The 11758-nt window shown below is 66.3% G+C and carries 9 protein-coding genes and 4 pseudogenes; 6 read left to right on the top strand and 7 right to left on the bottom strand.

What is annotated here, in order from left to right; translation table 11 throughout:
- Positions 1 to 441 precede the first annotated feature (441 nt).
- From AC07DW_RS31665 to AC07DW_RS31650, 4 genes are all read right to left on the bottom strand, one after another.
- The gene (locus AC07DW_RS31665) at positions 442 to 1509 is read right to left on the bottom strand and encodes a DMT family transporter (protein WP_478861100.1); all 1068 of its coding nucleotides are present in this window, start codon (positions 1507 to 1509) and stop codon (positions 442 to 444) included.
- Positions 1506 to 2102: a TetR/AcrR family transcriptional regulator gene (locus AC07DW_RS31660; protein WP_478861099.1), complete on the bottom strand. Its 597-nt coding sequence runs from the start codon at positions 2100 to 2102 to the stop codon at positions 1506 to 1508. The genes AC07DW_RS31665 and AC07DW_RS31660 overlap by 4 nt, the downstream gene beginning before the upstream one ends.
- 245 nt (positions 2103 to 2347) lie before the next feature.
- Complete coding sequence (locus AC07DW_RS31655; protein WP_478861098.1) at positions 2348 to 2545, bottom strand: hypothetical protein; 198 nt, start codon at positions 2543 to 2545, stop codon at positions 2348 to 2350.
- A 112-nt stretch (positions 2546 to 2657) separates the two neighbouring features.
- Positions 2658 to 2861 carry a helix-turn-helix domain-containing protein gene (locus AC07DW_RS31650; RefSeq protein WP_478861097.1) on the bottom strand — a complete coding sequence of 68 codons (204 nt, stop codon included), beginning with the start codon at positions 2859 to 2861 and terminating at the stop codon, positions 2658 to 2660.
- Between the two features lie 497 nt (positions 2862 to 3358).
- Here AC07DW_RS31650 and AC07DW_RS31645 point away from each other — a divergent pair, with 497 nt between their 5' ends.
- Positions 3359 to 3859 (top strand): transposase domain-containing protein, encoded by a 501-nt coding sequence (locus tag AC07DW_RS31645; RefSeq protein WP_478861096.1) that lies wholly within the window; start codon positions 3359 to 3361, stop codon positions 3857 to 3859.
- A 739-nt stretch (positions 3860 to 4598) separates the two neighbouring features.
- Positions 4599 to 5086: pseudogene (locus AC07DW_RS31640) on the top strand (transposase); the annotation flags it as partial.
- 15 nt (positions 5087 to 5101) lie between these two features.
- Here the strand turns inward: AC07DW_RS31640 and AC07DW_RS31635 are convergent.
- A pseudogene (locus AC07DW_RS31635) lies at positions 5102 to 6237 on the bottom strand (IS110 family RNA-guided transposase).
- Positions 6238 to 6785: 548 nt separating this feature from the next.
- Between AC07DW_RS31635 and AC07DW_RS31630 the strand changes: the two are divergent.
- Positions 6786 to 7214, top strand: a complete 429-nt coding sequence (locus AC07DW_RS31630; protein ID WP_478861095.1) for a hypothetical protein — start codon at positions 6786 to 6788, stop codon at positions 7212 to 7214.
- Between the two features lie 442 nt (positions 7215 to 7656).
- Here the strand turns inward: AC07DW_RS31630 and AC07DW_RS31625 are convergent.
- Positions 7657 to 7969, bottom strand: a pseudogene (locus AC07DW_RS31625) (integrase core domain-containing protein); the annotation flags it as partial.
- 46 nt (positions 7970 to 8015) lie between these two features.
- Here AC07DW_RS31625 and AC07DW_RS31620 point away from each other — a divergent pair.
- Together AC07DW_RS31620 and AC07DW_RS31615 are read left to right on the top strand one after the other, a co-directional pair.
- Positions 8016 to 8438, top strand: a complete 423-nt coding sequence (locus tag AC07DW_RS31620; RefSeq protein WP_478861101.1) for a transposase — start codon at positions 8016 to 8018, stop codon at positions 8436 to 8438.
- A 478-nt stretch (positions 8439 to 8916) separates the two neighbouring features.
- Positions 8917 to 9486, top strand: a pseudogene (locus AC07DW_RS31615) (transposase); the annotation flags it as partial.
- A gap of 134 nt (positions 9487 to 9620) precedes the next feature.
- Here the strand turns inward: AC07DW_RS31615 and AC07DW_RS31610 are convergent.
- Positions 9621 to 10811, bottom strand: a complete 1191-nt coding sequence (locus AC07DW_RS31610) for a sensor histidine kinase (RefSeq protein WP_478861094.1) — start codon at positions 10809 to 10811, stop codon at positions 9621 to 9623.
- 322 nt (positions 10812 to 11133) lie between these two features.
- On the opposite strand from AC07DW_RS31610, the gene AC07DW_RS31605 reads away from it, so the two are divergent.
- A complete protein-coding gene (locus AC07DW_RS31605) occupies positions 11134 to 11349 on the top strand; it encodes a hypothetical protein (RefSeq protein ID WP_478861093.1) in 216 nt (71 codons plus the stop codon).
- Positions 11350 to 11758 lie beyond the last annotated feature (409 nt).

Raw genomic sequence — 11758 nt, 5'->3', positions numbered from 1 at the left:
CGATCTGGACAGCTTCCTCACGGAACTCCGGCGAGTATTTCTTCGGTGGCGCCACTTCTCCCTCGTTTCTGGTTCAGGGTGATCCTATTGGACCCTGTCCGGAAACTTCGAGGCACCTCACCGGGCGAGAGCGGCGCGGGGACTCGAGCCTCGGCGGTGTCCGGATCGCGCAGGGGGCGCATTCCGCCAGGCAGGTCGGGAAGCTGGAAGGAGTACCGGCCCAGCACGTTGATGTGGTGGCGCACGAACGGGGACAGCCGGGCGACGTCCTCGGCCCGCTGCGGCTACGCCATGCTGCATGACCGGCCCTCCCCGGATCGAAGGCCAACCTTGACCCCCTCCCCCTGGTCGCCGGCCTGTTCGGCGTGGCTCTGATCGACAGGAAGAACTGGCGGTCAAAGAAGGCCCGCGGCTTTGTTCACGAGATTGGACAGCGTCTGTTCACGACTTCTCCCTCACCCGGTCGGCGATGTAGATGCGTTCCTCCTGCGTCAGGGTGCCGGGACGACGAAACAGCCCGGACTGCCCGCACTCTGTGTGCGGGCAGTCCGGGCTTGCTTTTCGTTGGGCGTGGTTTGCGGAGTTCCGTTGCCAGTTGCGCGGGCGGCGGGAGGGTGTGGGGGCGGTGAGGACGGCGAGGCACGTGGTGACGAGGGTGATGCCGACCCAACCGGTTGCGGGGAGGCGTTCGCCGACGACCAGGACGGCGAGGACAGCGGCGACGACCGGTTCGAGCAGGGAAAGGGTGGTGGCAGTACTGGACGGCACATGGGCCAGGCCCCAGCCGAACAGCACGTAGCCGACGAACATCGGGACGAGCGCCATGTACGCGCCGACGGCGGCGTTGGACCAGGAGGCGACCAAAGGCGCGCCCGTGACGGCCAGGACGGGCAGGAGGAGGAGTCCGCCCGGCCCGAAGATGGCGCCCATTGCCGCGCGGGAGGGGATTCGGCGGCTGATGAGCCGGTGTGCGGCCCAGGAGTACAGGGCGTAGGTGGCGGCGGCGATGAGTCCGAGGCCGATGCCGAGCAGGGTGCCGGTCGTGGAGGCGGCGTCGGTGGCGTGGGCGGCTTCGGCGACGCAGAGCAGGACGGTACCGAGGAGGCCGAGCGTGGCCGCGAGCATCCAGCGCCGGGTGAGCCGACGGCCGTCCACAGCGCGTTCGATCAGGGCGGAGACGAGTGGGGCGGTGCCGATGGAGACGACGGTGCCCACGGCGACTCCGGCCAGGTGCATGGAGTTGTAGAACGCCAGGGGGTAGATCGCCACCGAGGCGGCGCCGAGCAGGACCGTGCCGCGCTGCTCGCGCAGGCCGACGGTGTGGCGGGTGATCTGCGGGGCGGCGATCAGGGCCTGGAGGAGCCCGCCCAGCCCCATGGCGGCGGCGCCGATGGCCAGGGGGCCCACGTCTGGGACGAAGGTGGTGGCTGTACCGGTCGTGCCCCACAGCACGGAGGCGGCCAGTACGCACAGGGCCCCGATCCCTGCGGACCGGCCGTGGCCGGTCACAGCCGGTCCAGCAGAGCCGCGGCCATCGCGCGGGCGTGCTGGACCCGCTCGCCGTCGCCTTCCAGGCCGGCGCGGGCCATCGCGCCCTCCAGCAGGAAGGACAGGTGCCCGGCCGCCACGCGGGCCTCGTCGGGCCGGTCGGGCAGCATCTGCTCCAGGTGCCCGGCGATCAGCTGCTCGACCTCCTCCTTGTGGGCGCGGACCACGGCCCGGCCCTCATCACCGGCCGGGAGCTCGGCGGCGGCGTTCAGCAGGCCGCACCCACGAAAACCACGCTCGTAGGCGAACGCCGCATGCTCCGCATAGGCGTCGAAGGCAGCCAGCACCCCTTCCCGGGGGCCGTCGGCCTGCTCGAGCCTGGCCCGGTAGAGCCCCAGCCACTCCTCGTGCCGGGCATCCAGATAGGCCCGGACCAGGTCGGCCTTGGAGGAGAAGTTGTTGTACAGGCTCATCTTCCCCACGCCGGCCTCGGCGGTGATCGTGTCGATGCCCGTGGCTGCCACGCCGTCGGCGTAGAAGCGCCGGGCCGCCGCTTCCAGAAGCCGCTGCCGGGCCGGGCGCCGACGCCCCGCGCTCACGCTGGTCTCGCTCATCACAATCCAAATTAGGTAGGTAGGTCTACCTGGAATAGGGCGGAGGTTGGGACCGCGACAAGTCGAGGAGGTGCCCCTCGGCAGATCGTGGAGCCCGGAGCGCCGTGCGAGTCGTTCAGCGCCCGCACCGTTCGATTCCGGATGAGGTAGAGACACCTCCCGTAGTCATGGATAAGTGCTGCCGCAATTCCTGAACAAAGCCGTACCGCCTCACCATCACCGGCGGGCTGCTGCGGTACGGGCCGCTATGACCAGACCCGCTGCAGACCTGTGGTGTGGGAGTAGCGGGGCTGGATGCCCATGCGGTCCGCCACGGTCGTAACCGCGTGGGCGAGCACGTTGTGCATCGCGACGGGGACCACGTCCAGGCCGCGCGTGAGGAGTTCGGCCTCGGTCTGCGCGGCAAGCGCCTTGAACGCTGCCGTATTCCTGATGTCCGCCACGGCTGACAGCGTAGGGCGTGGCGCCCGGTGGCGCGGTGGCGGAAGCTTGCGGACGACCGGGATGTGTTCACCTCTGCGGGGCACCTCGGTAGTTCTATACCCGCGTGGCTGGTCACGCGGTGGGCCGGCTGCGGGCGACTCCGCCGCGACCGCGCAGGGTGACGCCGGTTTCTGTGAGGATGCGATGGACGAAGCCGTAGCTGCGTCCCTTGGCATCGGCGAGGCTGCGGATTGATTCTCCGTTCTCGTAGGCGGTCTTCAGGTCGGCAGCGAGCGTCTCGCGTGCCGCGCCGGTGATCCGCTTGCCTTTGTCCATGGTCGTCTCCTTACGCCGTACCGGTCTCCGGAGGGTGATCATCGCGCATGTGGCTGGCGCCGCGCAGTAAATCGGCGGGATCGGGGGCGCGCGTATACGGCCCGGCCTTTACTGGGGGCTCTCGTATTCAACTGTTGTGAGTTCCCTGGGGGGACCCAGCCTGCCGGTGACCGTGTGTGATCTCCGGTGGCGTATCGGCTCGAGGTTCCGCCGGTCTCCTTGAGCAGGCGGGTGGTGGTCTTGCCGTGGTAGCCGAGGGCGTCTGCGACGACGGGGGCGGGCATCTCCAGGAGCTGCTGTCGGATTGCGGCGCCGCGGGCTGCTGCCACCGGGACACCGATCTCATTGAGGAGTGCGGACAGGTGGTCGGGGCGGAAGGGCTGGCCGGCCCGGCGGCCGGGGAAACAGCCAGGGGGACGCCCAATGCCGTTGCTTGATGTGTGAAGAAGTTCGCTCTGGGGCGGTGACGTGGCGGGCCGACCCTCGTTGGGTCGGGCATGGGTCACGCGTGGGTGGGATTGTCTGATCAGGTGCGGCTGGGGGCGTTGACTCGGTGGGTGACGCCGGAGCTGGTGGACGAGGCGGTCGTCGCGCACGGGAGGCGGGACAAGCGGCCAGGTGCGTTGCCAGCCAGGACGATGGTGTACTACGTGCTGGGGCTGGCCCTGTTCCACCAGGACTCTTATGACGACGTGGCGGAGAACCTGGTCAGCGCGATCCCGGGTATGGGCGATGCGATCCCGAACAAGCCGTCGTTCACCCGGGCTCGGCAGCGTCTGGGCCCGCAGGTGCTGGAGACGGTGTTCCGGAAGGCCGCGAGCCCGTTGGCGCCGGCCGGGCTCGCCGGCTCGTTTTTTGTCGCGGGATGCGGCTGGCCGCGGTCGACGGGTTCTACCTGGACGCCCCGGAGACGGCGGCGAACCGGGCCGTGTTCGGCGGGCAGGTGGCAAAAGACGGCAGCCCGCTGGCGTTCCCGCAGGTCAGGGTGCTCACCTTGACGGAGACCGGCACACACGCGGTGCTGGCCGCGCGGGTCGGCGGCCTCGTCGGCAGCGAACAGAATCTGGCCGTGCCCCTTGCCGCCGCCGCGGCCGGCATGCTTGTGATCATGGACCGCGGGTTCGTGGGGGCCGGCGTGTGGCGGGCGTTCACCGACGCGGGCGCCCACGTGCTGATCGTGCGAAGACCAACAACGCGTGCGCCCCGGTCGGACGAACACCTGCCGGACGGCACCTACTTGGCGACGATCTCGCAGTGGGCCGGCGGCCGTAAGGTCCACACGGTCACCGTGCGGGTGATCGAATACCAGGTCGACAGCGGGGAAACGATCCGTCTGCTCACCGGCCTCCTCGACCCCGGCCAGGCCCCGGCCGCCGAACTGGCGGCCCCGTATCACGAGAGGTGGGAGGCCAAGCTGTCGAACCGTCAGCTCAAGACCTTCCAGCGCGGCCCCCAGCAGGTCCTCCGCTCAGCGGAGCCTGCTCTGGTGCACCAGGAGGTCTGCGCTCACCTGACCGTCCACCACTGCCTGTCCCGCATCATCGTCGGCATCGCCGGCCAGCACCGCCTCGACCCCGACCGGATCTCTTTCGTCAAGGTCCTCAAGGCCGTGCGCCGCAGCGTCGTCCAGCAGGCCGCGAGCACCCCGCGTCGGCTTGCGAAGTTCCTGGCAACCCTCGCCGCCAAGCTCCGCAAACTCGACATCGGACCGCGCCGCGACCGCGAGGCCGACCGACTTGTCAAACGCTTCAAGCCTTCCTCGCGTACGCGTCGGCGAAGGGGCGTTGATCGACCGGGAACTGTATCTTCCTGTCTCGTGGACGGATGACCGTGAGCGGTGCCACAAGGCGGGCGTCCCGGACGAGGTGGCCTTCGCGACGAAGACCGGGCACTTCAAGGCCATGCTCACCCGTGCGGTGCGGGCCGGTGTGCCGTTTGCGTGGGTCACCGCGGACGAGGCCTGCGGACAGCCGGAATCCCTGCGGTGGTGGATGGAACAGCGGTCCATCAGCCATGTGATGTGTGTGAAGACCAGCGACACCGTCATCACCCGCACCGGGCGGGACAGGCGTGTCGACGAGCTGGTCGCCAATCTCGCACCGCAGGCCTGGAAGCGGCTGTCCGCCGGGAAGGGATCCCACGGCGAGCGGATGTACCAGTGGGCCCGGATCCCCATCCGGATCTGGTGGGAGAACGGTCACGGCCACTGGGTCCTGGCACGCCGCTTCCCAATCTTGAAGTCACGCCGCTTGAGTCACTGGGGGTATGACTTGGTAGCACCGTCGGTCACGGATCAGTGCCCAGAAGACGTTGACTCGTCGGCGTGCGAGCGCGAGCACGGCCTGGACGTGGCGCTTGCCCTCGGCTCGCTTCCTGTCATAGAAACGGCGCGAGTTCGGGTCGCTGCGGATGCTGATCAGAGCGGAGGTATAGAAGACGCGTTGAAGGTCACGGTGGTACTGCTGCGGCCTGTGCAGGTTGCCGTGGGACTTGCCCGAGTCGTGCGGGGCGGGTGCCATGCCGGCGAAGGCGGCCAGCCGGTCAGGGGTGGCGAACGACGCCATGTCGCTGCCCACGGCGGCCAGGAACTCGGCGCCCAGCAGGGAGCCGATTCCGGGCATGCTGGTGATCACTTCAGCGAGTTCGTGCTGGCGAAACCGGCCCTCGATGAGCTTGTCGACTTCCGCGATCTTCTCGTTGAGGGCCGTCACCTCCTCGACCAGCGCGCGCACCATCGAGGCGATGGCCGCCTCTCCCGGGACTGCTGTACGTTGCGGGCTCGCAGCCACTTGGTGAGGCGGACCAGGCCGCTGCGACGGATGGCCGCTGGGGACTGGTAAGCCGTCAGCAGTACGAGCGGACCCTTCGTGGTCACGTCCAGTGCGCGTTCCAGCGCGGGAAACATGCTGGTCAACGTGGCACGGAGTCGGTTGATCGACCGATTGCGGCCGCATGCGAGGTCGGTCCGGCGGGCGGTGAACAGCTTCAGCTCGGCGGTGATTTCGTCGCGGGGACGTATGGGCTTGAGATCGCGACGGACCCGGGCCTGGTCGGCGATGACGAGCGCGTCGCGGGCGTCGGTCTTCCCCTCGCCCCGGTAGCCGTCCGAGGCCCGGTTGACCGCGCGGCCGGGGATGTAGAGCAATTCCTGGCCGTGGTTGACCAAGAGGGCGATCAGGAGGGCGGCTCCGCCGTCGGCCATGTCGACTGCCCAGGTCACCTCGTCCGCGAGGGCGAGGACATCGGCGAGGAGCTGGAGGAGTTCCGGCTCGTCGTTGGCCACTCGGCGCGACAGCAGCTTGGTGCCGTCCGCGTCGAGGACGACGCAATGGTGGTGGGTCTTGCCGCTGTCGATCCCGGCCCATACCCGGCTCATCGTGCTCCAGTCGCTCGTCGTTGCAGTACACGCCACGGACGACCTCGCCGGCATTGCCTTACACAGCGACTTGTTCGCATTTCCCAATCAGCGGCCTGGTCGTCGTGGAGTGCCGGGCGGCGAAGCGAGCTCAGCCACGGACGGCAGCCGCCTGAAAGCCACACCCGGCACCCCCGGGCGACCCAACCCTACGAATGGCTCGATCAACCCGTCCAAGAACGTAAGGCAGCCTGACGACTCCGCCGCCCCTTCCCCTCCAGGCCCCATCACGCCCGCGCACCGGCAAGGCCACTCCGGTCCTCCCGGCTACCGGCATGCCCCATCAGCCACCCGATCCGCCGGGAGCGCCCCGCTTCGCGGGACGCTCCGAAAACTAGGATCAACCCCTACAAGCCGCCCCCACCGGGAATTACGAAACAGATAGGGCCCCCGCTTGGGCGAGGAAGCAAAGCATTTCTTTGGCGCTGTTTAGGGTCTTCTAACCATCCACCCTCTACCGTTACCATACAAGCCCTAAGGGGTCGAAGCCGGAACGAAGGAGCAGCTGCATGAAGCGTTTCCATCGAGTAATCCTGATTGGCCTTATGAGCTCTGCGGTACTCGCCCCCGCGAGCGGCATGGCAATTGCCAGCCCAAAGGCTGAACCACAAGCCGTCGGCGCGCAGGCTGAACACGTCGAACTCGATAACTTGAAGTGGGTTCGAGTTGGGCAAATCGGCGGCCCCCAGGTTTGGCGGCTCGCCGTTTCTACTGATCCGGGTGTAGCAGAGGGAACCGGCGTTTACTTCTTGTATGACGCCGAAACCCAGCAGAGGGTTGGCGGTTTTGTATCGGGGGGCGTGGCCTACAGCACCGTGGACCGCTGGGAGCTGGCAGTCTTCAACCCAATTCCGGGCCGTCACATCCTGGTTCTTTTCGGGGACCCGGCTGAGCCGGAGGAAGCCACTCTCGTGGCCGGAATTGATGACCGGCAGTAACGAAGCTGAGCCTTCAGGCGGCCCCGTCGAGTGACGGGCCGGGGGCTTTTCCCAGCGAGGCCTTCGGGTAACAGTGGTGGCCAGATGTTTGGTATCTCAACCGCTGCCCCCCGAGGCCTCGCTCCTACCTGCCGTCACCCATGTCGGCGGCGCTCACGGTTCGATGTCCATTTCTTTGGAAGATGCAGCTCAGGGTCGATCAGCGCCCGGCCCTTGTCCGAGTCCGGACGGCAGGGAGACCCTCCACCTGGGATCCGTCCGGCCCTGCGCGACCGCCTTCACCGTGGTCGTCGAACAGGGCGGTCTCGGTCGTGGTGCGCTGCTTGCCTCGTAGTACGACCGTGCGGAGGGGGCGTTTTGGCGCACCGGCCGCCGGCAGCATCCGACCACTGGGTGAGGTGAGCCGTTCCGACTTTCCTGCCGGTGGTTTGTTGGCCGGTGATCAGTCGGCCACAGCTTGTGTGTCAGCGTAGTGTGCTGCCTCGTACTCGGTGGGGCTGATCATGCCCAGAGTGGAGTGCAGACGGCGGTTGTTGTACCAGTCCACCCACGCGGCGGTGGCGTGCGTACTCGACATCGGAGACGGTTCTCCAGGGACCGTCGTGGAAGACCTTGGTGCGGATGCACTCGGCCTTGTAGAGCCCGTTGATCGTCTCCATCAGCGCGTTGTCATACGCGTCGCCGACGCTCCCGATCGAGGGCCTTATGCCCTGGATGTGCAGGTGCTCGGTGAACCGCACGCTCGTATATTGGGCGAGTTCAACCAGTCGTTGCAACACCGGGCTGTTGCAGCGAGCGTAGCTGCTCGGCGAAGACCTCGGCGGGTTTCTCGGCCTGCTTGGCATCGGGCCGATCACCGCGGCCCAGGTCCTGGTCAGCTGGTCCCATCAGGGGAGGTTCCGCTCGGAAGCAGCCTTCGCCTCGTTCGCCGGTGTCTCCCCGATCCCCGCATCTTCCGGACTCACCAACCGGCACCGCCTCAACCGCAGCGGAGACCGGCAGCTCAACCGGGCCATGCACACCATCACCCTGATCCGCATGCGCCTCGACCCCGCCACGAAGGCCTACGTCGCCCGCAGAATCAGCGAGGGCAAGACCTCCCGGGACGCACAGCGCTGCCTGAAGCGCGCAATCTCCAGCCAGCTGTTCAAGATCCTCGAAGGTACCGAGCCGAACGATGGCGAGAAGCCCAACAACCTCCCCAAACGGCTTGACTCGATATAGCAGCCTCGGGGGGCGGCGCTGGGGGTGGGCCGCGGCGAGCTGGGCGGCCGGGCCCGGCGCGATCAGCGCGGATGCCTCGGTGCCGGGAACGACGAGGGTCTGCTCGGCGAGCGCGTCGAAGATCTCGGTGGTGAGGTGGTGGGCTTGCGCGGGCCGTGTGCCTTGAGCAGTGCCTCGCAGCGGGCACGGCCGAGTTCTTCATTCTCGCCAGGGAGCCGTGCCGCTGGAGGAGGGCCTGGACATAGGGGTAGGCCAGGCGCGGGCCGAGCACGCGCTCGAGAGAGGGGTGGATCAGGGAGAGCAGGCCGCGCAGCCGGTTGGTGGTGCGGTTGATCTCGCCGGCCAGGTCGTTATCGCAGCCGGTGAGCACCGTCAGCTCGGCCAGTACCTCGTCGTCGCGGTCCACGTGCGCAGGGTGTGCGGCATGGTGCGGGCGGTCTCGGCGATCACGAACGCGTCGCGGGCGCCGGGCTTGGCGTCCTGGCAGGCGCGCGCCGGAAGAGCCCTCGAGCGTGATGAGCACGCGGTCCAGCTGGGGAAGGAAGAGGTGTGGCCCCGGGGTAAAAGCCTCGCGGCGGCGTCCGGGGCCATGGCTCGTCTTCGAAGACGAAGCCGGCTTCTCGATGACTCCGCCGCGTGCCCTCACCCGATGGCGGCCCGGCCAGACCCCCGTCATCCGCGGCCGCGGTCGCTCCCCCCGCCGGATAGGAACAGCGGCCTCATCCACCGGCCCCGCACCCAGCTCCTCAAGGACGCCCGGGAGAGCTTCTCCTGGCAGGACTACCGCGACCTCCTGGCCCGCGCGCACATACCAGCCACCGGGCCCCCGATCGTGTGATCTGGGACAATCTCAACACCCACCCGGCAGCCGGGCTGAAGCGGTACGAGGCCGAACACGACTGGCTCACCACCATCCGCCTCCCGGCATACTCACCAGACCTCGACTACACACTCCGCCGTGAGCTACGCAGAATCCAGCTCCGGCCCCCTCATCGACGGCTGCCTCGCCCCCACCGGCCTGGCCATCAACCCACCAACCCCACCATGAAATCTTCAGTAGAGCGCCTGCTTTGCGACAGAGCTGGGGTGTTCCTCACCGTAGGCAAAAAGAAAGCCTGTACAAGCAGGCACCGCTTCCCCCAGCCTATTGGCAGAGACGCGGGGATCGCCACCACTCCCTTTTTACTCTGTGATCGGAATTTGAAGATCAAACTGCGTACCGGGGTTTCGGTGCCTGATCTCCAGTGACCCGTTAGCCGCTTCAGCTCTGACGCGGCATGATGCGAGCCCGATGTGCCCCTGAGCCATCTTGGCAGAAAGGTCCGCCTCATTGATCCCTTTTCCATCGTCGGCAACGGAAAGGTGCAACACTTCATCGTTCTCCTGCAACAGCACGTACATGTTGCTAGCATTTGCGTGTTTTACGACATTTTGCATGAGTTCGCGGGCAATTGAGAAAACGATTCCATCGATATTTCTAGCTGGTCTACCATCCTCCATCTTTAGGTCTAGCCGTATTTGGGCGCGCGAGCGTGCGGCGGCGGCTTGCGCCATGGCCGAAACCGCATCGCGCAACCCGCGAGCCTCTAGAACACCAGAATGTAGTTCTGCCCCCGTTTGGCGTAGCTGCTTTGCTGCAACCAGCAAGTTCTCTTGGGCGCGTCCAATCGCTGGGTCCGGACTAGAAAGCGAAACATCAAAGAGCTCGTTCCGAACCGCGAGGATCATTTGCAAAGCATTATCATGAAGGACTTCGGCGAGCCTGCGCCGTTCCCGTTCTTCGGTTGACATGACTTGGTCCAGCAGATGAGACCGGTGATCCATAAGCGAGGCGATTCTCGCCGCCCTTGCATTCTGCACCACCGTTGCACTTAGTACAGTGACACAAACGAGGGCATGTGCGGCGATAATTATTGCAATTGCCGAACTTGGAAGCTGTGCCGGGATAGCGGGATCTCCGAGCAGGGCAATAATGAACGCTGCGAAGTTCGACGTCAAGCTGATAGCGGTAATTTTCGGGCGGATCTGAAGTGCCGATACAACGGGTAGAAAAAAGAGAATTAGAAGCAAGAGATAGGAGCCGTCAGACAGGACCTGCATCGTAAAGACTACCGCAATATCAAGAAGGTTGAGGGTTGTTGTAACTTGAGGGAATAGGCGTGTTGGAGGATGTCGATACCACATGTAGAGAGTGCCAGCACCAAACAAGGTGTAAAAGGTTACGCAGAGGACAAGGGGTGTTCTGTCGTAAGATGGCGCGTCGAACCATGCACTGACCCCTAGGAGCACAGCAATCGCAACCCGCAGCCAACCGCGTAGGCGTTGCACGAGAACCCCGTAGTGGGCAAAAACCAATCCCAGCGTATTGGCCATCTTATCTCCTAAGTAAGCGCTGCGGTTCTACCAGGTGACCTTTTGCAGGGTACGCCGGACAGAGCTGCCTTGCAGCCCGCCCAGCGGCTTAGCTGGGGGATGGGAGTGCCCCCACGGCATGCCCCCCAACCAGGTTCTGTTCTTCAGCAGTGGAAGTTCGCTGAACCCTTCCTGTACTACCGCCGTGAGTAACTGTTGCGTGAGTGACGCGCTGGTCTGTTCATGGGTACGGAGCGCGCGGTAGAGATGTGGTCAGCTGGTCCGAGGAGTTCTTCGCTTCGATGGCCTGGGGTTCGGCCGGGTTGACCGGCGCCGGCCGGCGGTGGCGTACCTCAGGGCGCTCACCGTGCCCATCGAGCGGAAGCACGGCTGGCAGATTGCGAAGCATGTCAGGCACGTGACGCCCGCCCGGGTGCAGTGGTTCCTGTCCCGCTCGACGTGGCTTGCCGACCAGCTCCGGGACTGTGTGCGCTCGTCCGTAGTGGCACGCCTGGGAGGAGCGGACGGGTCCGGGTGCTGGACGAGGCGGCCTTCTTGAAGGATTGAAGGAAGGGCGCGAAGCCGGCCGGGGTGGCCCGTCAGTACGCCGGAATCACCGGGGCCCGCATCTGAATAATTGTCAGAGTTGATCTGTGCAGGTGTCGTCGCTGATGGTAGGTGGGTTTGTAGTTGTGCGAGGGTGCGGGTGGGGGGTCCGGGTAGGCGGGTGACCGCGATGCGGTGCAGGTCCAGGAGGCGATGGCCGTCCTGGAACTGGTTGGACAGGTTGGTGCGGGTGACGTTCAGGAGCTGGGCCAGAAGTGTGCTGGTGACGGCTCGGCGGTGCCGTGACAGGATGGTCGTCCCGTCCCTGGTGCTGCCATCAGCGGCGGATGGACTCCACTGCGGATTCGCCCGTGTCGTGGTCGTCCCGGCGTTGACCCAGCCGGTGTGCGGGCGATGTCGCA

Source organism: Streptomyces sp. NPDC045701, assembly GCF_056432045.1.
Note: the sequence above shows the minus strand (reverse complement) of the source record. Positions and strands in the feature narration are given on the sequence as shown.